22 protein-coding genes are annotated in these 23,316 nt (G+C 54.6%); 7 read left to right on the plus strand and 15 right to left on the minus strand.

Translation table 11 applies throughout. The features are described 5' to 3' along the window. The first annotated feature begins 10 nt into the window (after positions 1–10). The 4 genes from B9Z45_RS02870 to B9Z45_RS17570 all read left to right on the plus strand — a co-directional run bounded on the left by B9Z45_RS02870 (position 11) and on the right by B9Z45_RS17570 (position 4,828). On the plus strand, positions 11–1,237 hold the full coding sequence (locus B9Z45_RS02870; protein ID WP_108405729.1) for an HlyD family efflux transporter periplasmic adaptor subunit: 1,227 nt from the start codon (positions 11–13) through the stop codon (positions 1,235–1,237). 20 nt (positions 1,238–1,257) lie between these two features. Continuing rightward, entirely contained in the window at positions 1,258–2,007 is a 750-nt protein-coding gene (locus B9Z45_RS02875) for a hypothetical protein (protein ID WP_108405730.1), read from the plus strand. 231 nt (positions 2,008–2,238) lie between these two features. Beyond that, positions 2,239–2,781: a hypothetical protein gene (locus B9Z45_RS16860; protein ID WP_146180867.1), complete on the plus strand. Its 543-nt coding sequence runs from the start codon at positions 2,239–2,241 to the stop codon at positions 2,779–2,781. Positions 2,782–2,869: 88 nt separating this feature from the next. Beyond that, a complete protein-coding gene (locus B9Z45_RS17570) occupies positions 2,870–4,828 on the plus strand; it encodes a calcium-binding protein (RefSeq protein ID WP_158270366.1) in 1,959 nt (652 codons plus the stop codon). 120 nt (positions 4,829–4,948) lie between these two features. Here B9Z45_RS17570 and B9Z45_RS02895 read toward each other — a convergent pair whose 3' ends face one another. From B9Z45_RS02895 to B9Z45_RS02940, 10 genes are all read right to left on the minus strand, one after another. Further along, on the minus strand, positions 4,949–5,788 hold the full coding sequence (locus tag B9Z45_RS02895; RefSeq protein WP_158270367.1) for a type II secretion system F family protein: 840 nt from the start codon (positions 5,786–5,788) through the stop codon (positions 4,949–4,951). 117 nt (positions 5,789–5,905) lie between these two features. Further along, complete coding sequence (locus B9Z45_RS02900; RefSeq protein ID WP_158270368.1) at positions 5,906–6,880, minus strand: type II secretion system F family protein; 975 nt, start codon at positions 6,878–6,880, stop codon at positions 5,906–5,908. Further along, entirely contained in the window at positions 6,880–8,238 is a 1,359-nt protein-coding gene (locus B9Z45_RS02905; protein ID WP_370445799.1) for a CpaF family protein, read from the minus strand. The genes B9Z45_RS02900 and B9Z45_RS02905 overlap by 1 nt, the downstream gene beginning before the upstream one ends. Before the next feature lie 35 nt (positions 8,239–8,273). Continuing rightward, positions 8,274–9,461: an AAA family ATPase gene (locus tag B9Z45_RS02910; RefSeq protein ID WP_158270369.1), complete on the minus strand. Its 1,188-nt coding sequence runs from the start codon at positions 9,459–9,461 to the stop codon at positions 8,274–8,276. A gap of 10 nt (positions 9,462–9,471) precedes the next feature. Further along, positions 9,472–9,780, minus strand: coding sequence for a hypothetical protein (locus B9Z45_RS02915; protein ID WP_108405737.1), 309 nt, complete (start codon positions 9,778–9,780; stop codon positions 9,472–9,474). 16 nt (positions 9,781–9,796) lie between these two features. Then, positions 9,797–11,242 carry a type II and III secretion system protein family protein gene (locus B9Z45_RS02920; RefSeq protein WP_108405738.1) on the minus strand — a complete coding sequence of 482 codons (1,446 nt, stop codon included), beginning with the start codon at positions 11,240–11,242 and terminating at the stop codon, positions 9,797–9,799. 29 nt (positions 11,243–11,271) lie between these two features. Next, positions 11,272–12,132: a Flp pilus assembly protein CpaB gene (gene cpaB, locus B9Z45_RS02925; RefSeq protein ID WP_233252048.1), complete on the minus strand. Its 861-nt coding sequence runs from the start codon at positions 12,130–12,132 to the stop codon at positions 11,272–11,274. 36 nt (positions 12,133–12,168) lie between these two features. Continuing rightward, positions 12,169–12,702, minus strand: a complete 534-nt coding sequence (locus B9Z45_RS02930) for a prepilin peptidase (RefSeq protein ID WP_108405739.1) — start codon at positions 12,700–12,702, stop codon at positions 12,169–12,171. A 31-nt stretch (positions 12,703–12,733) separates the two neighbouring features. Beyond that, on the minus strand, positions 12,734–12,910 hold the full coding sequence (locus B9Z45_RS02935) for a Flp family type IVb pilin (protein WP_108405740.1): 177 nt from the start codon (positions 12,908–12,910) through the stop codon (positions 12,734–12,736). An 80-nt stretch (positions 12,911–12,990) separates the two neighbouring features. Then, on the minus strand, positions 12,991–13,230 hold the full coding sequence (locus tag B9Z45_RS02940; RefSeq protein WP_146180868.1) for a hypothetical protein: 240 nt from the start codon (positions 13,228–13,230) through the stop codon (positions 12,991–12,993). A 526-nt stretch (positions 13,231–13,756) separates the two neighbouring features. Here B9Z45_RS02940 and B9Z45_RS02945 point away from each other — a divergent pair. After that, the gene (locus tag B9Z45_RS02945; RefSeq protein ID WP_233252049.1) at positions 13,757–14,143 is read left to right on the plus strand and encodes a TadE/TadG family type IV pilus assembly protein; all 387 of its coding nucleotides are present in this window, start codon (positions 13,757–13,759) and stop codon (positions 14,141–14,143) included. 95 nt (positions 14,144–14,238) lie between these two features. After that, the gene (locus B9Z45_RS02950; protein WP_158270370.1) at positions 14,239–15,252 is read left to right on the plus strand and encodes a TadG family pilus assembly protein; all 1,014 of its coding nucleotides are present in this window, start codon (positions 14,239–14,241) and stop codon (positions 15,250–15,252) included. A gap of 56 nt (positions 15,253–15,308) precedes the next feature. Here B9Z45_RS02950 and aroQ read toward each other — a convergent pair whose 3' ends face one another. Both aroQ and B9Z45_RS02960 read right to left on the minus strand, forming a co-directional pair. After that, positions 15,309–15,749 carry a type II 3-dehydroquinate dehydratase gene (aroQ, locus tag B9Z45_RS02955; RefSeq protein ID WP_108405743.1) on the minus strand — a complete coding sequence of 147 codons (441 nt, stop codon included), beginning with the start codon at positions 15,747–15,749 and terminating at the stop codon, positions 15,309–15,311. A 143-nt stretch (positions 15,750–15,892) separates the two neighbouring features. Further along, complete coding sequence (locus tag B9Z45_RS02960) at positions 15,893–16,768, minus strand: tripartite tricarboxylate transporter substrate binding protein (protein WP_233252050.1); 876 nt, start codon at positions 16,766–16,768, stop codon at positions 15,893–15,895. Between B9Z45_RS02960 and B9Z45_RS02965 the strand changes: the two genes are divergently transcribed. Beyond that, complete coding sequence (locus tag B9Z45_RS02965) at positions 16,742–17,710, plus strand: NAD(P)-dependent oxidoreductase (protein WP_255561980.1); 969 nt, start codon at positions 16,742–16,744, stop codon at positions 17,708–17,710. The two genes, B9Z45_RS02960 and B9Z45_RS02965, sit on opposite strands and share 27 nt — an antisense overlap. 34 nt (positions 17,711–17,744) lie before the next feature. Here the strand turns inward: B9Z45_RS02965 and B9Z45_RS02970 are convergent, their stop codons facing one another. Genes B9Z45_RS02970 through B9Z45_RS02980 form a run of 3 tightly spaced genes read right to left on the minus strand, consistent with a single transcriptional unit; the run spans position 17,745 to position 23,310 of the window. Then, positions 17,745–20,522, minus strand: a complete 2,778-nt coding sequence (locus B9Z45_RS02970; protein WP_108405746.1) for a DEAD/DEAH box helicase family protein — start codon at positions 20,520–20,522, stop codon at positions 17,745–17,747. Then, the gene (locus B9Z45_RS02975) at positions 20,519–21,583 is read right to left on the minus strand and encodes a virulence RhuM family protein (RefSeq protein ID WP_108405747.1); all 1,065 of its coding nucleotides are present in this window, start codon (positions 21,581–21,583) and stop codon (positions 20,519–20,521) included. Before B9Z45_RS02975 ends, B9Z45_RS02970 begins: the two co-directional genes overlap by 4 nt. Next, positions 21,583–23,310, minus strand: coding sequence for a site-specific DNA-methyltransferase (locus B9Z45_RS02980; protein WP_108405777.1), 1,728 nt, complete (start codon positions 23,308–23,310; stop codon positions 21,583–21,585). The genes B9Z45_RS02975 and B9Z45_RS02980 overlap by 1 nt, the downstream gene beginning before the upstream one ends. Positions 23,311–23,316: the final 6 nt, after the last annotated feature.

Here is a 23,316-nt window from a genome sequence, read left to right on the forward strand (position 1 = left end):
AGGAATCCCCATGTCAATTTTCAAGAAAAAGCCCAAGCACCTGGTCATCCCCGCTGGTTCAAGCATTGAAGACGACGAACGTCGAACCAGCCGAAATTTAGTCAGAGTCATGGGCATGGTGGTAGTGGCAGCACTGCTGTGGGCCGCTACCTTCAGTCTGGACGAAGTGACCCGGGGTATGGGCAAAGTCATTCCATCGAGCCGCGAGCAAGTCATTCAGAGCCTGGATTCGGGCGTGTTGTCCGAATTGCTGGTGCGGGAAGGCGATGCCGTGGTGAAAGACCAAGTGCTGCTGCGCATCGACGATGCACGCGCGGGCCCCGTTTATCGCGAGGCTCGTGAAAAATGGATCGCCTTGTCGGCACAGGCGGCAAGGCTGCAGGCAGAAGCCTACGGCACGCCCCTGCAGTTTCCGGCCCATGTGCAAAAAGCGCCTTCGGTCATGCGGCGCGAAACCCAGGCTTACCACGCGCGCAAACGCGCACTGGACGAACAAATGACGCCCATGCGTGAATCTCAGGCGCAACTGGCCAAAGAGCTGGCCTTGACCACCCCCCTGGTGGAGCAAGGCGTGATGTCTGAGGTGGAGTTGCTGCGCCTGAAGCGCCAATACGCCGACATGCAATCGCACATGGCCGAACGGCAAAACAGATACCTGACCGATGCCAGCAACGAATGGGTCAAGGTCGAGTCGGAGTTGTCTCAAACACGCGAAAACACCTTGGCCCGCGAAGATGCGCTCAAGAAAACTGTGATCCGGGCGCCCATGGACGGGATTGTGAAACACGTACAACAAACAACACTGGGCGCTGTCATTCAAAGCGGGCAAAGCATTCTGGAAATCGTGCCTGTCAAAGACGACATGCTGGTGGAGGCCTATGTCAAGCCATCTGAAGTGGCTTTTTTGCGGGTGAACCAGGCCGCCGTGGTGAAACTGACGGCCTTTGACTTCAACAAGTACGGCGGCCTGGAGGCGGTGCTGGACCACATCAGCCCAGACACCCTGCGCGATGAAAACAAACCCCGTAAGCCTGGCAGCGCTCCTGTTGATCTGGAAGAAGGCTACTACCGAATTTTGGTGCGCATCATTGACAAACGCATTGACCGCCATGGCATGCGCATGAACGCCACACCAGGCATGACCGCCACCGTTGAGATCAAGACAGGGGAAAAAACCGTGCTGGAATATCTGCTGAGACCCTTGCAATCGATGACACAAGCCCTGCGTGAGCGTTGAAGCAAACTCTGGAGACAATCATGAGTGGCATCGTTGGGATCGTGGCAACACACAACACCGTGCCCGGCTTGCTGCAAAGCCTGCAGCAAATGGAAGAACCTGGCCACAACAGCTGTGGGCTCGTGGTGCATGGCCTGCAGGGCCAAACCAACAGCCCTGCGCGGCTGCACCGACACCGCCGGGTACAGCGCGCATCAGCATGGATGGCGCAGATGGCCCAATCGGGCAAGCCTGAATTGAACGGACTGCAAGGCTTGATCGGCATGGGCCACTCCGGGCAGACACCCTCCATGGCGTCACAGGCCTTGCCCCATGTATTGCCCTGTATGAGCCACGGCCCAAATGCCCATTTGAACAGTCCCGCTCGGGTCGCGGTGGTGTTGCATGGCCCGCTGCAGGGCTCAGATGCGCTGCGCGAGGCCTTGCTTGAACGGGATTACGGATTCAAAAGTAACAGTGTTGCCGAAATGCTGGCGCATCTGATCGACGCAACTTACCAAAGTGACCCGGCACAAGCCGTTTACAGGGTCTTGGAGTTGCTGCAAGGGCCATTGGCCATGGGGGTGATGTTCAACGCTCATCCCAAAAAAATGTTTGTGGCTCAGCGTGGCAAGCCACTTTATTGGGGATCAGGGCCAGCTCACACGGCATGGGCCAGCACCCCTGCTGCACTTCCCAAAAATACAAGCGACCTGAACCCATTGTGCGCAGGGCAGGTGCTTGAAATTTTGTCCTCAGAATCTGGCATTTCACACCAGCTTCACGCCTAAATATTTAGCAATAAATACACCCTTGAATACAGCTGGTTTTACACAGCCAGGTGTAGTCGAATTGACCAAAAGATCAATTCAAAAAAACCCCCTTGTCTTTCAAAATGAATTTGCTTCGCGGTGCTCAGGCATTGACCGAAGTTGAAGCTGTCGACGAATTTTTGATCTGAAAATTCTTCAGATCGCGACTAACGACAGCCAATTCATGACTGAAATATCTAAGGAAATACGATGAAAAAAACACATGCAAAGCATCTTGGTGTGCTGCTGCTCTTGTTTTCATGCGCAAGCATTCATGCCGCTGGTGGCGCAAGCGGGGGTGGCAGTGGCGGCTCTGGTGGAGGCTCGGGTGGAGGCTCGGGTGGCGCTTCGGGGCCTGGTTCTGGCGGACCTTCAGGCACAGCCTACGGCGCAGGGCCAGCATCGTCTAAAGGGACCGCAACAGCCACACAGACGCGAGACCAAATGCGCACACAAGAGCAAACACTCGCACAAACACAAACACAAATGCGCAGCCAAGAACAAATCCTCAACCAAACAAGAAGCCAATTGCAATTGCAAGATCAGTTGCTGAGTCGAACCAGGGCACAAATACAAAATCACGCCCAAGACACACCGGCAGTTCAGCAACAACTGAGAACGCAGGAGCAACAACAAATGCGCACGATGGATCAGTTGCGCGAACAAGAACAGCTCCAGACAAAAATGCGAGATCAGTTGCTGTTGCAAGACCAGACACAACAACAATTGCGTGACCAACTCAGAACACGGTGACCCAATTTCGCCATTTTCTATGGCGATCGAGGTGGTCAAGCACTCGGTTGGCCATCATTTTGAAACTTGAAACAGAAAAGGGAAAATCATGAAAAATTCTAAATATTCGTCCAACTCGAAGAACACAGAGCCTTTCGATTCACTTGAACCAGTCGGTCTAGTGTCCGTTGCTGCCCATAGCGCTAGAGGTGGCAGTGGCAGTGGCAGTGGTAGTGGTAGCGGCGGTTCTGGCGGTGGAGGCGGTAGCGGCGTGGGTGGCGGTGGCAGCGGTGGAGGTGGATCTGGCGGTGGATCTGGCGAAGGCGGAGGCAGCGGATCCGGTGGTGGGAAACCTGATGGCGCAGGCAGCAAAAAAGGGGATCTCTACGGCGACCAATACGTGCTGCTGCGGGATGTGGACCCTACCAATGGCGACGGAAATGGCGAACCATTGCTGGATGCCAATGGCCAGCCCATTCTTGTAGGAACAAATGGCGTTCCCATTTATTTTGTAGCCAACACCGATGGTGACTACGAGATTCCACCCGACCAACTGCAATTTGCACAAACCGTCGAACTGGAACGTGCCAACGTGGCACGTGCCCCTGACAAAGTGATGCTGAAATCGCTGAATGTGGCGCTTGAAAAAATAGAGACTGCAACAGTTGTCTCTGTCGACCCGGCTGGTCGCATCGTCTGCGATGATGTGACCATCGACTCACCGCTCGAAAATCTGGCGCTTTATCAATACCTGATGACCGCTGGTGACGATTCCTCCTGGCCCGCAGTGACTGCACATTGGCCGGATGAATTGAAGGCGCTTTTAGGGGGGAATAGCAGCGCGCCTGACTGGGACCCTTCAAGTCTTCTGGGCGCCGCCTTCTCCAAAGAATCGCCCATTAGTCTGGACGCCGTTCTTTACCAAAACAGCGTGCTCGGGGTCAATACGGTGTTGCAGGTCGAAGGTGATTTGCAAGTGACCTACTTTGACTTCACCAATGGCAACCAGGAAAGCTACAACTACGACCGTGAAGCACGCTTTGAAGGCACTTGGTTGCAGTGGTACGAAGACACCAATGGCGATCCGAACAACCTGGAATTGGTCCAAAAGAGCCTGCTGGAAGCAGTCTTCGAAAACACTGCATGGACCGATAGCTATCTGGCCCTGAGCGTTGATGGCAAAACCTTTGAAAGCAGGAGTGCCACCACATCGGGTGTGAACGATTTTGCGCAAGCTGCTGATGACGCACGCGCAGTGATTAATTTCATGCACGAAACAGGTGCTGTCCAAATCGCTGAACCTGTTATGCCCCTTGCTGAACCGGCCATGGCACTGAGCGCAGACGAGTTGAGTATGGTCAGCGCCCTGTCTGAAGACAGCGAAGGTCATGAAGAAGGCGATGACGGCGAGCATGGAGATGGCAGCTCAGTGATCACAGGCACCCAGTTTGATGACCTCATTGAAACCGGTGGTGGACGGCAAACCATCACCACCGGTAATGGCCAGGACGAAGTCTGGGCTGGCGGCGGACCCGACACGGTAGACACCGGCAATGGCAAAGACCTGTTGATGGGTGAAGGAGGGCCTGATGTATTGATGGGCGGCAATGGCAAAGACGTTTTGATCGGTGGCGCAGGACCAGACACCCTCTCCGGTGGCCATGGTGCCGATGTGTTCGTCTACACGGCGAACGGTGACGCCCCTGCACGCGGAGGCTCAGATGGCGGGGGGGGGCATGAGGATGAGGGGGGCCATGATGACGCGACGGTCATGAGCGATGGTCACGCGGACGATGGCGGAGACTCTGGCCATGAAGGGGGCCGCATGGAGACCATCACCGACTTCGAAGTCGCTGTTGACCGCATTGATTTCAGCGCCTTCGGCTCGGTTTTGGAATTTTCAGAAGGACCACAAGCCAATGCCATTTGGGCAGAGCAACAGATGGCGGACACTTTGGTTTTTGTGGATACCAACGGCAATGTATCAGGCGGCAACCCGGCTGAAATTTCCATCCTGCTGATGGGCGTCAACGCCACCAGCCTTGATATGGAAAATTTTATAGTTTGATGGCGCAGTGAGTGCATCAGGCGGGTCAAGTAATGACTCGCCTGATTGCACCTGAAGGTGCCATTTTGAATGGCAAAAGTACCCTGTTGCCATTTACCAGTGCAACACTGCTTTGGGGGCTCAAGAATTGACCAATGGGAAGAAATGCTCAGTGATGCTGATCACCACAGGCCCTAACAAGACCGTCATCAGCGCAGGAAATACACAAAAAATCAAAGGGATCAGCAATTTGACGGGGAGTTTGGCAGCCGCCTCTTCAGCGATCAATCGCCGCTTGGTTCTGAGCGCATCCGAATGGACTTCCAGCGATTCGGCAATGCTGCTGCCAAATCGATCGGCCTGAATCAGCATCGACACCAGTCCTTCAATATCAGGCAAGCCCATGCGTTGGGACAAGTGCCGCAATGCATCAGCTCGCGAAGACCCCGCCCGCAACTCAAGCCCCGTCAAGGCAAACTCATCTGAGAGCTGGGGATAAGACAATCGCATCTCGCGCCCCACCCTTTCCAGTGCGGCATCCAGGCCCAAACCGGCCTGCACACACAAGCGCATCAAATCGAGCGCATCCGGCACCGCATGAAACAAAATCTTGTGCTGTTTACTCACCAAAACATGCAATACGACGTTGGGTATGTAATAACCCACGGCAGCCGCGGCCATCATGCTGGTCCAAAAAAAGAGATCGTCTTTTTGAACCGAAAAAACCCACATCAGCAGCCACAAAATGCCGGGCAACAAAAATGTCAGCAATGTTTTAAAACCCAAATACACAGAACTCACCATGCTGGATCGAAGACCGGCATTCAGAAATTTGATCTGTAAATCCGATGGCTCCATGGCATCCTCCGAATTTGGAGAGCCCGCCCAAGGCCCCAACCACAACAGCAAGTCGGTCATTTTTCGTTGCAAACGGTTGAGCCATGCATTGGCTTGAGGTTGGGCATGATGGATCAAATTCATGCGCCGCTTATCCAGATCACTGGGAACCCATTGGGCCAATGCCATATAGATCAAAGAAGCAACAAGCAAGAAAAGAGAGATCAAAAAAATGATATTCAAAGTAGACATGTGACTCTTTCAGACCTTGATGCGAACAAGACGGGACATCCACAAAACACCCACAAGCATCAAGCCAAGGGAAACACCCAACATCACCAGACCCATCTGTGCTTTCCAAAGGGCTGAAATGAACTTTGGATTGATGTGATACAAAAGAAATGCCAACAAAAAAGGCATGAGCGACAAAATCCAGGCCGAAATTCGGCCCTCAGCAGACAGGACACGCACCACGCCCGCAATTTTTTGGCGCTCTCGGATCAGTGTGGCCGTTTTTTTCAAAACCTCTGCCAGGTTTCCGCCTGTTTCACTCTGAATCAATACGGCCACTACAAAATATCGAATTTCCTTGCTGTCCACACGTGCCGCCAAATTCGACATGGCGGTCTGCATGCTCATGCCCAAATTGATTTCGTCGAACACCTTGCGCAACTCAATGGAAATGGGCGGCCTGGACTCTGCAGCCGTAATTTGAAGCGCACTGGTGAAGGCATGCCCTGATTGCTGCGCCCGCACCATCAGATCCAGTGCGTCCGGCAATTGTTTTTCAATGCCCTCGATTCTCTTGGTCCGTTGATGCTTTAAGTAATAAATTGAACTCGCCAGTAAAAGCGCCATCAACAGCAGTGTCAGGCTTGCTGGCAAACCCAGGATGTAACCCAGCAAACCACCCGTCACGACCAGCAAAAGCATGACAAAAATGACTTGAGAAATATCCAAAGACAGATCGGTTTGTCGGAGGAATTTGTCGAAAGTCTGGCTGCCAGGCAGCCATCTCAAGAGCTTGTCTAGAAAATTGAAGCGGCTGAACGACCTTGTTTGAACGATTGGCGTGGGCAAATGCCGTTGCTCAATTTTGAGCATCTGATGGATGCGCTGATCGAGCAATCTTTGACGTGGATGCCAATACTCACCCCAGGCTTCGTACAAGCCGATCAGCATCAAAAAACTGGCCAGACCACATGCCCCCAAAACGAACCAATAAAGAATATCCATCATGCACTCCGGAAACGTATGGGATCAAAAAGATCATCACGCAAGGCAATGCCACGGGTCTTGAGACGTTGTACAAATTTGGGACGAATCCCTGTGGCCACAAATCGCCCTTGCACCTGACCGTCGGGTGCAATGCCTGTTTGGTCAAACTTGAAGATCTCTTGCATGGTGATCACATCACCTTCAATGCCCGTGATTTCCTGAAGACTGGTCAACTTGCGTCGGCCATCAGACAACCTTGAGACCTGAATGATCACCGACAAGGCCGCACTGATTTGCTGGCGCATGGAGCGTGCATCGACATTCAAGCCCGCCATACCCAGCATGTGCTCCAGACGCGTCATGGCATCTCGTGGTGTGTTGGCATGGATGGTGGTCATCGAGCCATCGTGGCCTGTGTTCATGGCCTGCAGCATGTCCAGCACCTCGGCACCCCGAACCTCGCCCAAAATGATCCGGTCAGGCCGCATTCGCAAACTGTTGCGCAGCAAAGCGCGCTGGCTGATTTCGCCCTTGCCCTCAATGTTTTGTGGACGCGTTTCCATGCGAACCACATGGGGTTGCTGCAGTTGCAACTCAGCCGCATCTTCAATGGTGACGATGCGTTCATCATGGGGAATACTGGCCGATATCACGTTGAGCAAGGTGGTTTTACCGCTGCCCGTTCCGCCCGATACCAGCAAATTTATTTTGGCCTTGACCAAGCCATTGATGAGTTCAGCCATCTCGGCGTTGAGCGTCTGAAATCCGAGCAAGTCCACCATGGTGTAGGGCACCACTGAAAAACGGCGGATGGACAACAAGGGCCCGTCAATCGCCAGCGGTGGAATCACCGCATTGACACGCGAGCCGTCGGGCAGCCGGGCATCCACCATAGGATTCATCTCGTCCACGCGGCGACCTATGCGCGAAACAATGCGGTCAATCACCCGCATCAAATGGGGCTCACTGTCAAATTCGATGTTGGTGGCCTCAATTTTTCCCATGCGTTCTACATAAACCTTGTAAGGGCCATTCACCAAAATATCTGAAACACCAGGGTCTGCAAGCAATGGCTCAATGGGCCCCAAACCCAGCATTTCGTCTTGAATGCCCTGAACAATCTGGCGACGATCGGACTCATTGATCACCATGCTGCTTTCATCCAGCAATCGCTCTGTCAAATTCTTCAGTTCCAAGCGCAGGGCTTCGGGAGAAATGGTCTCCATGCGGCGCAAATCGACTTGTGACAATATTTCTCGGTGTATCTGCGACTTGATTTTCTCGAGCCTCACGGCAGTCACCCGCGTGGCGGCCAATGCGGGCCCCAACAATATGGGCGTGGGTGTTTGAGATTCAAACTGCTGGCGAATGTCAATTTTCAAAGCGGTCTCCTCTTTGTCTTGGGCCAAAGTCATGCGGCTTTACCGATCAAACGATCAATCCAGCCTCGGGGTTTGGGCAATGGCGCGTGCAACAACACCGATGTCATTTCACGCAAGGCTTTCAGGACACCATTTTGTGGATGCAAAAGTTCAAGGGGCTTTCCTAAATTAAATGCCTCTGTCACCGCTTGAACCTGATTGGGGATGGTGCGGTGAACTTTCAGCCCGACAGCTTGTTCAATGGTGGGGACGTCCAGCAGTTCATCGGACTGGTATTTATTGACCACCAGACGAAGTTTTTCGTCGCCATAGCCAAGCGATCGGAAGAGTTTGACGATGCGTTTGGCATTGCGCGCCACGGGCAAGCTGCCTTCAATGACCAAATAGACGACATCTGCCATGTCAAGCGCTTTGAGCGTGACCGCGTCAATGGTGCTGTCAAGATCCAGCACAACAAATTCGTGCATCCGGTTGGCCAAGGTCAGCACCTGCTCCAGTTGGTTGGCCGTGATGGCCAAGGCAACGCCTGGTTCATCCGGTGCGGCCAGCAAGTTCAAGCGCGGACTGATGCTCTGCATGCAACTGGACAACAACTGCGCATCCAGGCGATCGATCTGTTGCGTTAAATCGCTGATGTTGTTTTTGTTCTCGTCATGGCTCAAGTAATAAGAAGCATCGCCATACTGCAAATCAAGGTCGATGAACGCACAACGGCGGTTGAATTGGTCTGCCATCAAATAAGCCATATTGGTGGCCAAAAATGTGGCGCCGCAGCCCCCTTTGCAAGAAATAAACGCCAGTATTTGTCCGTGTCCAACATAGGCATCGCCCTGGCCTTGTGTTTTTTGACAGTGCGTCATCACACGGCGCAATGCTGCTATGAGCTCATCCTGGCTGGGCGGTGAAGCCACCACCTCTCGCACGCCAGATCGCATGGCAAGAACGAGATCTTCTTTGCTATCCGCCTCACTGATCAAAATCACACTGACTTGAGGATTCGACCAGGTCATTGACTCAAGAACCTTGAGATCTTCCGTCAATTGCGACTGGCTACTGCACACCAGCAAAATGCCTGGCTCGAGGTTTTTAACCAAAGGCAACAGGGATTTTCTGGGCTCTCTCACCAGCGACGACTTCACGGTCAGGCTCAGCGACTGCACCGTGGAGCGTAAAAGTTCGACCATGGCGGCATCGGATGCCAATAAATAGGTGTTCATGTCAGTCCTTTCATCGGCCAGTGCCGCCGGCCGAACCACCCACACCAATGTTGAACACATTGACAGGCGGTGGTGGCATTTCATAAGTGCTTTGATAGCGGTCAACGGTTGACTTCATGATCACGCCGTCTGCGCCTGCTTTGGCAGTCTGTTGCTTGCCTGCATCCTGGTTCAAGGTTTGTGCACTCACGGCTTTTCGGACTGCGCTGCCAAAATTGGGTGCAGTCACATAGGCTTCATTTGCGCAACCCGTGATGCTCAGGCTCAAGAAAATCACCCATCCGCTTGGGCAGTACAGTTTGAAATAATTTATGGTCATGGCTGGTTTCCTGAAATCATGGTTTGGGGGTCACTTCGGGCGCAGTCTCTGCTTGCGGTGCTGCAGACCCTTCATCCGTTGGGCTGGGCTTTTCCAACAGGCCTTCTATCAAAAACTCAGAGCGCGTGGGCGGCTTGAAATTGTCCGTGGGCAATGCCAAAGCCATGTCGGCTGTTTTGGACAACCTGGGGGTCACCACAAAAAGCAGTTCTGATTTTTCGGTTTGAAATGAATTGCTTCTGAACAATGCACCCAACACAGGCAGCTCACCCAACAAGGGCAATGCCCTGATTGCTTCGGTCACGTTGCTTTTGATCAATCCGCCAATGGCAAAACTTTCGCCATCGCGCAACTGGACCGTGGTTGATGCACGCCTGGTGGTGATGGAGGGCAACACACTCACCTGCCCGTTCAGCGCCTTCACCGTTGCCCCCAATTGCGAGATCTCTGATACTTCAGGCGTGACTTTTAAATTGATCAAGCCCTCTTCAAGAACAGTCGGCGTAAATGTCAGGCCAACGCCAAATTCTTTTTCTTCCAGCACGATGTTGCCAGTGTTACCTGAGGGCACTGGAATGAAAATTTTCCCTCCAGCCAGGAATGACCCTTGCTGCCCACTCATGGCCGTGATGGTGGGTTCGGCCAGTATTTTGACCAAGCCCTTTTTCATTTCTGCCGTCAAGGTGATGGTGGTCAGGCCATTGGCACGGGCAGCAGTGACGGCCGTTGCGCCGCCGGACAAAAACTGTGAGAGCAAAGACACAGAAGTACTGCCCGCCGTGCGGGTGAGGTTAATGTCGACACCGAGCTCATCGAGCAGGGTGCGGGAAACTTCTGCCACCTTGACTTCAAGCATGACCTGTTGCGAGCCCTCCACGCGGAGCATGTTGATGACCTTTTTGCCGCCTGTGTAGGCCTCGGCCAAACTCACAATGCGCTGCAGCTTGGTGGCATCGGGCACACGCCCACGCAAGACCACGGTGTCTGCCATCACATCCACCATCAAAGGCTCTGTGGTGGGCACCCATTTTGCGAGTCGGTTTTGCAGCGCCCCGGTATCCAAGCCCACCGCGACATCGCGCAATGTGGTTTTGCCATTGGCGGACCAGACGATCAAATTGGTGATGCCAGTTTTCTTGCCAAGCACATAAACCTCTTTGGCATTGATCAAGGTGACATCGGCCACATCGGGGTTGCCAATCGATATGCGCAGTGCCGGCTCAGCCAGCCTTAACAGTGTGGATTTTCCTGTGTTCAGATCGACTCCGGGCAGCAACTCCACAGGGCCTTGCACAACGACCTCTTTTGCAACATTGGCCTTGGCCGTGGCCGTGGCGAGGGCCTGGGGTGATTTTTTGGGTAAGGGCGAATTGGTCTCGGCGGCATGCACAGGCAGATGCAGCGAAAAAGTCAACACGATGGCCAAGCCATGTGCGAACACAGTAGGGTTTGTTAATTTCATGGTGGTGGGGTCTCTCTTGAAATCTCGGTTCATTCAGCCGACTCTTGGGACTTGCTCATCCCGCGAATCACTTCCAGTTTTTCGGTCACTTTCGGTGGTGTGACCGGGTTGGCCCGCTTGACTGGACGGGCGGCTGCGGTCTGGACGGGTTCAGTCTTGCCGGCACGGGAACTGGCATCGGCTGCCTGCTTGCCCAACTGGCTGGTGCGCTCCAGCAAATCGGCTTTGCGAGAACCTATCGTCTCGACACTGGCGGCATCGATCTGGCTGCGCAACACCAAAGACAGTGCGCCCACGCTTCGGGCCAGGTCAATGATTTCCGCCTCTTGGGGCGTGACCTCCAGGGTCACAGCGCTCACCACCCGAGGCTTGTTCTCAGTGCTGGCGACATCTTGTGCAACGGCCAGAACCTGAATCCTCTCCAACACGATTTTGGAGACCGGGTTGTTGTCTTTGTCAGGTATGTTGGCCATGACATCCACGAAATTGCCTGGCAAGGCGAAGCCGGCAACACCGACAATTTCATTGACCTTTACAGTCACCGCGCGCTTACCGTCTTTCAACACAGAGGACAAGCCCCCTTGCTGGCCCAATGCGGCCAACTTGGTCTCAAGAATGGGCTCGCCCTTCAAAACCGGCATATTGATGACACGGTCATAGGCTTGGTTGGTTGAGTTCAAGGGTGATTTGATGGGGGCAGAGACGGGCCAACTCACGGTCTCGAGCATGGAAGGCTGCAATCGGGTTCCGATTTGCAGATCACGCGTTGCCACCACCACTTTGATGGTGCTTTTTTCGTCTTTTTTTTGCAACCACACAGCCGCAACAGAAACTGACACCAGGGCCACAGCGGCAGCCACCGCCATCATCAAGACAGGGCGTTTGTTCATCATTTTTTTCCTATTTCTATACGTGTATTGCTGCGGTCAGCGGGTCACCACAAAATGCGCTGCTGTGCCCAATCCGATGGCCAAGGCGTAGGGAACCCGTTCATGCGAGACTTGGCTGATCAGGGGTTGCCCAATTTGAGGCCATTGCCCTGTTTTGATGTTTTGCATCAAACCGGTATGGATGTTCCTCATGACCGATTGCAGCCTGGAGGTGCGGATCGCCCAAGCCATGGCCACCAGGCCACCTGTGATCAAGATGGCCACGCAGACTTGGGCCATCTCGGGCCACCCGACGAACATGCCCACGGCTGCGACCAACTTGACGTCACCCGCACCCACCATCTTGAACAGGTACATGGAAAAGAACACCAGAAAACCAGCCATGCCACCCAACAAGGCCGAGTCAAGCCCTATGCCTCGTGGCGTCAGCGACAAAACCAATGCCGTGAGGGTCCCCCAAAGCACCAAGGTGTTGGGGATCCTGCGCCTGAGCAGGTCATGCCAGACGGCCAGCACCAGCAAAGTTGCAAGGGCCAACAGGCTGACAAGCTCCATGGACTGGGCAAACATGACTGGTTTCTGGGTTCTACAGCTTTATGTATTAAGGGATGGCAGCCTCAAGCCGGCCTGCAATGTCGTTGAAAACGGCAGACAATTGCGTGCCAAGTGCCGTCGCCCCTACCGCAATGCCCAAAGCCACCAAAGCGGCCAGCAGGCCATATTCAATGGCAGTGGCACCCGATTCGTCGTTGATAAAGTTTTGCAGATGTTTTTTCATGATTCATAACTCCAGATAAATGTTGATGAACTTCAAGCCGCATTCACGAGACCGCGATTCCGATTTCGAAATTTCAGACCTCATCCCTGCAGACTTTGCAACGGCAGTGGATTTTTAAATTCACCGCCATGGATTGACTTTAAAAATGAGGCGGGCTTTCGTCTGTTAGAAAACTCACAAGCTTTGAACGATTGAGCAATTTCTTTGCATGAAAGAAGGCTTGCTTGCTGCTCAGACAGCGGTTGAAAGTCTTGTGGCGATGCGGCCAAAAACAGTCCCAACTCGGCGCCCAAAGCGGTGGTGCCGACGGTGATGCCCAACGCCACCCATGCCACCCATGCAACCAGCGGGCCCTACTCTAGGGTTGTGGCGCCAGACCCATCACGCGTGAAATTTTTCAATGGATCGATGAGGTGCTTCATGGTGGATATTCCTTTTTGAAAAGGTGGATTCAAGTTCGAAGCACAGGGGTTTGCGTGCAGACCCTACAGCGCGCAGACTGCCCGCCCTCACAGCACAGCGGGTGACACCCAGGGTGTTTGACCTGATTTAAAGAGCCGTACGGCCCATATCTGTTCGATGCATCACACGGGTGTACTTTCGTACCGGATCCATCCCCCGCTATTTTTTGGTTTGTGTGAGATTTCAAACTGTTGGGTGTGGGGCCTTGAAATATGGTGTGTCATCAGTCAAGCCATTCCAGTCACGCCATTCATTTGTTGGCCTGTCATTCGTCATTGCTCAAAGCGAAAGATTCGAACCATGGATCACGTCAATTACCCCCTTGAGGCCTGTGCAGGCGCCCCCATGGGTTGGCTTAGAAAAAGAGCCACCAGACACCGCCAAATGGGCGCAGCGACGGTCGAATTCGGGCTGCTTTTGCCCCTGCTGATATTGATCTTGTCTGGCATTCTTGAATTTGGTTTGGCCCTTTATGACAAAGCGGTGATCACCAATGCCAGTCGTGAAGGCGCTCGAGCGGGCATCGTGTTGAAGATTCCAGCGGTCACCCCTAATGAAATTCGCACACGGGTGTTGAACTACGCAGGTAATTCGCTGGTGGGCTTGGGTGCGGCCAGCCAGGTGACTGTCGATTTCCCTGCCCAAACCGACCCCGACCACCTGGCTGTTCGCGTGTCTTACACCTTCAGGGGCTTGGGTTTGGGCAATTTACTCAGTGCCATGGGCTCACCCCTGGTCTTGACTTCAACCACTGTCATGGTGAGAGAATGATGAAAAAAAAACCCCTATCCCCACCGTTTTTTTCGTTGCTTCGCAAACCAGCATCGTTGACACCGAGCCCTCCAAGGCGGCAGCAACAAGGTGTGATGGCGATCCTTGTGGCCTTGATGCTCCCGGTTTTTCTGGGGGTGGCGGCGCTTGTGATTGACGTGTCCTATTTGCAAATTGTCCGCAATGAAATGCAAAACGACGCCGACGCGGCAGCCCTGGCTGGGGCCAAACACCTGCGCAGCAGCACCTCCAGCACGCCACAATGGGCCACTGCAGAGGAACGATCCACTCAGGCCATTGCCCTGAACGCTGCCGATGGACGCAGGCTATCTGTGGGCACCGTGCAATCGGGTTACTGGAATCCCACACTGGCCAATGCCGCTTTGCAGCTGCTGCCCATGACCCCGACCGCCAACGATGTGCCGGCAGTTCAGGTCACGTTGACCAAGGGGCAAGGACAAAATGATGGCGAAGTTCCAACATTTTTCGCCCGATTGTGGAACAATTTTTCTACGCCGGTTTCGGTGACTTCGGTGGCTGGAGTCACCAGCCCTGGCACCATCGAGCCTGGCGGTTTGTTTCCGTTGGTGACCAACCAGTGTATTTACAGCACCTACTGGAACAGCCAAGCAAAACCACCAGCCCCCACCATCAACCCAGCGACAGGTGCGCCCTATTTGCTGGTGCTGCAAGCCTTCGACGACAAACCTTCCGACCCTTGCAAAACCTTCCAGTGGTCTTCTTTGCTGACCGATAAAAATGATGTGAACACCTTCAGGGATCTGGTAGAAGACCGAAACCCTGTTGCTGTGAGCATTAGCGACAAAGTCTGGATTGAGCCGGGCTCTAAAACAACCTTGTTTGACACGGTCAGTGACTGTAGTGCAGCCAAAGACAAATCTTGTGAATACGTGACTTTGCCCATGGTGCACAGCATTGCAGCACATGCGGACATCCCCGTTACAAGCTTTGCCTGCGCACGCATTCTCAGTGCATCCAAAAAAGCCAAGACCATCACAATCCAGTTGAGCGCGCAATGCCCACAGCCCCCGTCGGGCGGCATCGGTCCAGATTTTGGTGTGATTTCTCCGCCCAGTCTGTTTCGATAAGACCGCAAGATGGGCTGAGGTTTTCGGTGGCTGCTGCGGGCCAGCGGTGTGTCACATCAAACAGCTTTTACCGCCGAGACCCCCGCGCGCAAAGCCAGCAAATAGCTGTCGGCGCCAAAGCCGCAGATTTGGCCTTTGACAATTTCTGCAAAAACCGACTTGTGGCGGAACTCTTCGCGGGCATGGATGTTGGACATGTGCAACTCAACAATCGGACACGTCAACACGGCCAGCGCGTCACGGATGGCGTAGCTGTAGTGCGTCCAGGCGCCGGCATTGATCAGCACGGCATCGACCTTGTCAGCGTAAGCCTGGTGGATGCGCTCACACATGTCGCCTTCGTGGTTGGTCTGGTAACACTCGACCTCAGCGCCCAGCGCCTGGCCCAGCGTGTGCAGGCTGGCATTGATTTCATCGAGAGTGATGGTGCCGTATTGAAGGGGGTCGCGTTTGCCGAACATGTTGTGGTTCACGCCATGCAACATCAAGACTTTCATGAAAACTCCCTGTCAAAATACAAAACTTGGGAAATAAAAACCATGGCGCCAACCTCTGTTTGACGTTCAACCCGTCCATGCGGATTGAATAAATATGCGCCACTGTTTTCGCTTTTGAGCCAAGTATAGGCGGCAATACCCGCTCAACCCCCACCCTCAGGCTTGATCTGCGCCCGGGCGATCACTTGCTTCCAGCGGGCCTGCTCTGTTTTGATGAACGCATCGAACTCGGCACCCGAATTACCCACTGCGACGGCCGATTCTTGAGCCAATTTTTCTTTCACCAAGGCACTGCGCGCGGCCTTGATGGCCTCAACTTCAAGCTTAGCCGTGTTGGCTTTGGGCCACTTGGCAGGTGCCATCAGGCCATACCATTGGGTCATCTCAAAACCCTTGAAGCCCTGCTCTGCCACGGTGGGGACATCGGGCAACTGGGGCAAGCGCTGCGAAGTGCCTGTCGCAATGCAACGCAACCGGCCCGCCTTGATGAAGGCCATCAGGGCAGGCGCGCCCACCGAAGCTGCCTGTAGGCGACCCGCCATCAGGTCGGTCAGCATGGGGCCCGTCCCCCGGTACGGCACATGCACCACAAATGTCTCGCTGGCCATCTTGAGGTACTCAAAGGCCAAATGACCAGCACTGCCATTGCCTGCTGAGCCGTAATTGAGTTGGCCGGGTTTTGATTTAGCGTAGGCCACAAACTCTTTGAGGTTCTTCACCGGTAAGTCGGGGTGCACAACGTACAAGCTGGGCACCTTGGCCACCAGGGTGATCGGTGCAAAGTCGCGGTTGGCGTCGTAGGGCAGCTTGGCGAAGATGTAGGGGTTGACAGCGAGTGTGCCGATGTGACCCAGGATCAGGGTGTGCTCGTCCGTGCTGTTGGCCACTTCCTGCATGGCGATATTGCCTGCGGCGCCGGGCTTGTTGTCGGCAAAAACACTTTGCCCGATGGTTTTGGCCAGTTCACCTGACAAGTCACCGTATGCGAGCAACTGGCACAACTCTTCAGGCGGGTTCACCGGGTTGGCTCGCAGTGGTTATATTTGGCAGAGCGACATTTCCATTTTTTGAAAGTACCCATGAAAACAATCGGCATGATCGGCATCGGCATGATGGGCCACGGCATCGCGCGCAATTTGCTCAAGCACGGGCAAAGCCTCACGGTCCTGGAGCACCCCGGCAACCAACCCCTGACCGAGCTGCTGGCAGCCGGTGCGCGCACCTGCCAAACCGCGCAAGCATTGGCGCAGCAATCCGAGGTGATCATTTTGTGCGTCACCGGCACGCCGCAAGTCGAGGCCGTGCTCATGGGGGAGGATGGGGTTTTGCAGGGCATGCGCCCTGGCACCATCGTCATCGATTGCTCCACGGCCGTGCCTGCATCGACCGAGAAAGTGGCCGCGATGGTGATCGCCCGGGGGGGCCAGTTTTTGGACTCTCCCATGACCCGCACCCCCAAAGAGGCCGCCGAAGGTCGCCTGAATTTACTGGTGGGTGGCGATGCGGCCTTGTTTGAAGCTTGCAAACCGATCCTGGCTTGCTTTGCAGAAAACATCGTGCACACCGGCCCCATCGGCTCAGGTCACCGCATGAAGCTGTTGCACAACTATGTGTCGCTGGGCACCGTGACTTTGCTGGCCGAAGCGGCGGCCTGCGCGCAGTTGTCGGGCGTGAACGCGCAAACCTTTGTGGATGTGCTGGCCATGGGCGGCGGCTGGGGCGCGGCGCTCGAGCGCCTCAAGCCCACACTGGCTACCGGCGACACCTCGGGCCTGCGCTTTTCTATGAGCAATGCCCTGAAAGACCTGAGCTATTACAACCAGATGGCCATCGACACCAATGCCGACCACACCGTGGCGCAGGCGGTGAAAAACACCTTGGAGGCCGCTTGCCAAGAAGGCGACCCGAACGCCTTGGTGCCCGAGCTGATCGGGTTGTTGGTCAAGCGGCGGGGGGCTTGAGCCCACTGAAAATGCGACGCTGAAGCCTCACCCATTAAGCCTGCTGATACTGCCAATAGTCGACCAAGCGCTTGGACTCGCTAACCCCATCGTGAGGCACCAGCAAATATTTCCAAGGCTTGCCGCCCACAGAGGCCGCGTAGTCTGATGCGTGCTTGCACCACTGCACGGCCGCATCGGCTTTGGCCAACACTTCGCCAGATTTCAGCTCGTCTTTGGCCTTGGTTTCGGCCATCAAAATAAAGCCATCGGTCTCGACCACAAAGTCTGGAATGTATTCAGGCTGCTCCGTGCCCAGCTTGTAGAAAATCTGAAACTGGCCCTTGGCAGGCTTGAACCACTTGCTTGCATCGCGTTCCAAAATCACTGCAAAGCGGCGCTCGGTGTCCGAGTCAAACTTTTGCAGCGGGTACAAACACTTGGCGAAACCGCCGAACAGCATTTGCCGAATCTTACTCACTTCTGTCAGCGTTTCGCGAATCAGCTGCACGGGCTGGCCCGATACCGCCGTGTAGTTGCAGGGCCGCAGCTCGGTAAAGCCCCGACTGACCTTCACTTCGTAACTGCTGGCCTTCTCCCAAAAGTGCGCCATCATTTGCGCGTGAATGGCTTTGCCAATCGTCTGCCGGTGACCATCCAGCACATTCACGATGTCGGCTTCTTCAGTCAGATACGTCTTCAGGTGAGCCACCATCTGCCCGGCCAAGTCGTACAGCAATTCAGCCTGAGTGAAGTAATCGATGTCGTCAAACTCCACCAACTCACGGACGATGTAATCCTCAAGCCGTGACTCGTTCAGGCGCACTTGGGAAGCCAAATGGCTTTGCTCATTGGTCTGCAAGCTCTGGATCACGATTTCCCGCTCACTCGGTTGCAAGTACAAACCGCTCACATCCAACTTGAACGGGTGAAACCCCGTGGTCACATCACCCGAGGGCACCACCGCAATGCGGGGAATGTCGATGGTCTGCTGTACCAGCACCTCGGTGGTTTTTGCCACCACCGCCGCCACATCCAGCAAATGGGCCTGAGGGTCGGCATCGCCCAACAGATCGCCAGTTTTGGGCAGCAGCCGGGCCTGCACCTCGGCCACAATTTGCGCCTGAACAGCAGGCGTCAGCAAAGCGCCGCTGGTGGGCACCGTCTCGCGCTTGACCTCGTACTGTGCAATCACTTCCAAAGCAATGACGGCTGCATTGCGCTCGGCATCGGTGGTGAACAAGGGCTTGGCAACAGGCTGCACCGGGTCTTGAATCGGGCTTTGACTGGACCCTGTTGTGGATGCGGCCGGTTGCCCAGGCGTCACTGGTGCAGCAGATGCCAGACCCAAAGCCACCATCACCCCCGACTGCACCTGCACACTCACCTTGCGCTCTTCTTTGTCCGTCGGCTCCAAAATAATGGTTTTCAGCTTGAGCGGCGAGTCCCCTTTGTTGGCCTCGTCCACGATCTCTTGAAACTTGTCATGCGCCACGATGGTCAGGCGGTCCACCACCTCCACGCCCGTGCGTTTGCCGTAGGGCAAGCGCAATCCTCGGCCAATGGACTGCTCCACCAGCGTGCGGGCATTGGCCGCCCGCAGCGGCACGATGGTGTAGAGGTTGGTCACATCCCAGCCCTCTTTGAGCATATTGACGTGAATCACAATTTCTGTCGGCTCGTCCACGCTCTCCACCGCCAGCAGGCGAGCAATCATTTCTTCTTCCTCGGCCCCGGTGCGGCTGGAGTCCACCTGAATCACCTTGCCGGTGTAGCGGCCTTCAAAGAAAGCGGGCGATTCGATCAGGTCTTTCAGCTGCGCGGCATGCGTGGTGTCGCGGGCAATCACCAGCATGAAGGGCTTCACCCGTTTCACGCCGTTGTCCAGCGCATAGGTTTGCAGCTCGACCTTGGTGTTTTCGTGCAGACGCACACCGTCTTCGAGCTTGATTTTTTCAATCTCTTCGGCGCTGTGCGCCTTGGCGTCAAAGTTGCGCTGGGTAGCCACGGCAGGCTCTTTCACAAAGCCGTCCTCCATGGCTTGGGCCAGCGAATATTGCATCACCACGTTTTTGAAAGGCACAGGGCCTTTGGTGGACTCCACAAACGGCGTGGCCGTCACCTCCAGGCCCATCAAAGGCCGCAAATCGTTGATAGAGCGCACGCCCGCGCTGGCGCGGTAACGATGCGACTCGTCCATCAGCATCACCAAGTCTGGCAAATTGGCCAGGTGGTTGAAATAGCTGTCACCCAACACCTCTTTCATGCGTTTGATGCGCGGCTCTTTGCCGCCGCGCACTTCAGAATTGATTTTGGAAATGTTGAAGATGTTGATGCGCACATCGTGCGCAAAGCCAGAAGGTGCATCGGCCACCGCCGCACCCGACTGGTCGTAGTTGTCGCCCGTGATGATCAGCGGGGGCTGCTGCGCAAACTCGGCAATGCCCTTGAACACATACTTGGGCGTGTTGGGTGTGAAATCGGCAATCAGTTTGTTGTAAATCGTCAGGTTGGGGGCCAACACAAAGAAGTTGTTGATGCCGTGCGCCAAATGCAAATAGGCAATGAATGCGCCCATCAGCCGCGTCTTGCCCACACCCGTGGCCATGGCAAAACACAGCGAGGGGAACTCACGCTCAAAGTCTTCCAGCGTAGTGAACTGTCCCTTCAGGCTGTTCAAAATCGCGCTCACATCACGCGGCTGGCCATCCACCCCATGCGCCAGCAATTCGGGGGCGGCATTCAAGGCCGCGATCAGCTTGGCCACCGACTCAGCCTGTGGGGGTCGTAATGACAATCGACCTGCCACATGGTGTTGCACTCGGGCGTTCATGCTGTCCCCTTTTGATTGTTCTTGTTGTCTTCAAGTTGCCTGAGCATCCGGTCAAAGTCACTCTCAAACAGCCGGTCCTGCACGATGCGGTATTTTTCGAATTCGGTTTCGGCATGGAGCTTGGCCTGCTCGTGTGAGATTTTTCCTGCTCCCAGCAAAATCTCGTTGCCATTGAACTCCAAAAAACCATCCAGCCGCTTCGCCCAGTCCTGCATGGACATGGGAATCTTGCGCATGGTTTGTAATTCAGCAAAGTCCAAATATATAGACACAATGCGCTGCAAGTAGTCCATTTCTTCGGCGCTCAAGTAGTTCTTCGCCACCGACACATCGGACTTAATGATCTTGCCGCTTGGCGCTGCTTCCCACGCGCTCAAACCCATGTTCGGCTTGTCTGCATCGGCACGTTTCACAATGATTTCAGCGGCCGTGTGACGGTGTACCGCCCAATGCAGCTTGTTCTGCACCAGCGCGAAGAACTCCCGCGTTGTGGGCGCACTGCTGTCATAGTCAAAGGCAGTGGCGTACAGGTCAGTCACCTTCTGGTAGAACTTTCGCTCAGACAGGCGAATCTCACGGATGTATTCCAGTTGTCGGTCGAAATACTCATCGGTAAACAGATGGCCTTTCTTCAGGCGATCCACATCCATCGTCCAGCCCTGAATGGTGTAGTCCTTGACAATCTGCCCCGACCACTTGCGGAACTGCACCGCTCGTGGGTTGTTCACCTTGAAGCCCACCGCGATGATGGCCTGCAGGTTGTAGTGCTTGGTGTCGCGCGACACCTGCCGCTCGCCTTCGGTCTGAACTATCCGGAAATTCCGGACAGTTGCCACGTCTTGCGCCAATTCACCGTCCGCAAAGACTTTTTGCAGGTGTTCATTGATGGTGCGTACATCCACGTCGTAGAGCGCCGCGATCATCTTTTGTGTGAGCCAAATATTCTCGTTTTCGTAGCGCATTTCAACGCTGGTTTCGGACGATCCGGTTGCCGCAACAAAAGTGAGGTACTCCGCCGCCGAAGAGCGAACCAGGGAAACTTCCTGTTTTTTCTGCGCCATCAGAACTCCTCCCCGGCATCGCCAAACAAGCCCGGTTGCGGTGCGGCTTGTTTTTTGACCCGAGTGGCCTTTGCCGCAGGGGCTACAACTGGCTCTTCTTGGGCCATGGGCAAATTGGCCACGTTCAGGCTGTAGTCGTCATGGCCCCATTCGCAGCGGCTGAGCACCATCTTGGGAATTTTCTTGAGCGTCAGGTTGGGCCAACGGTCAGCAGCTTTGGCCGCCGTCACGCCGTGATACGCGGCGCAACACACCAACAGGCTTTGCTCTTCACCCACCTCGTCGGCCAAGGCCTGCAGCTGGTCGGCAGACAGGTTTTGCGTGGTCACAACAATGAAGTCGCGCTCGCTCGAATGGCCGTGCTGCCACCAACGCGTTTCAGAGGGCGCATAGGTAAACGCCTCCAGCTTGCACAAAGCCTCGGACAACTGTGCAGGGTTGTACTCGGGGTTGATGACGGGGTTGCCCCAACGGTCGTTCACGATCAGGCTGGGGGCCAGGCTGTAGTAACGGAAACCTCCGCCGCCCTTCCAGCCTGTGGCCTCGGTCACGCCACCGGGGTCTTGCCCGTCAATGACTTTTTTCAGGCGCGGAATGATGTGCGTGTGGCAATGATCACCCAGCTCTACCATGATCCAGCGGCGGCCCATTTTGTGGGCGACTGCGCCGGTGGTGCCGGAACCGGCGAAGGAGTCTAGGACGAGGTCGCCGGGATTGGTTGCAAGCTCAAGAACTCTCTTCAATAGTCTCTCAGGTTTAGGCGTTGAAAAAAGTGTTGCCAGCTCTGGCAACAAGTTTGCATTTTCAGCCTTCGCTTCTTGGTTATGTCCAACATCCTCAGACAACCACAACGTGCCAGGAACTACCCCTTCTTTATTTTCCTGTATGAATCTTTTTAAACGTGGTTGATTACGCCCATCCTTACCCCACCATATGAGACCTTGTTTCTCAAATAACTGAATTGACTCAATCGAGTAAGCCCAGGCACGTCCTTTGGGTGGAAGTATTTCCTCTCCATGAGGACTGATAATCGGAAATAGACCCGAGCTTTTGCCTGTCATGGCATATTGTTTTCCCCTTTGACCTGACGTAAGGCTAACGTGTAGCGGACTTGATGCCCAAGCTCCACGAGGATCATCGTCTACGTTAGAGTAGTCACTCGCATTCCTATCACTCCTCGGAGCTCGCCCCATAGTGAATTTGGTTATTTCCTTTGCATAGACTAAAACAAGATCTGTAGCAGATGAAAAAGCAGTGGCATTGTTATGGATGCTTGTTGTTTTCTGCCAAGTTACGGTTCCTAAAAAATTTAATCGACCGAAGATCTCATCACAGATAACCTTTAAATAATGCCCCTCAGCATCATCTATCGTTATCCAAATTGAACCTTCTTCAGAAATAAGTGCTCGTAGTAACTCTAGACGATCACGAATCAAACCTAACCAAATCGAATGCTCCACCCCATCGTCGTAATGCGTGAACGCACTGCCCGTGTTGTAAGGCGGGTCAATGAACACACACTTGACCTTGCCCGCAAACTCCTGCTCCAGCGCCTTGAGCGCCAACAAGTTGTCCCCAAAGATCAGCCGGTTGTCGAAAATATCCGCATCCGAAAACCGCTGCTTTGCGTGATACGACCGTGCCGGGTCTTCCAGCAAGATGCGCGGCTCCAACTGCGGCCGCTTCTCCTTGCCTATCCAGGTCAGTTCCAGTTTCTGTTTGCTCACAGTGTT

The sequence above is a fragment of the Limnohabitans sp. 2KL-17 genome (assembly GCF_003063415.1).
Classification (GTDB): domain Bacteria; phylum Pseudomonadota; class Gammaproteobacteria; order Burkholderiales; family Burkholderiaceae_C; genus Limnohabitans_A.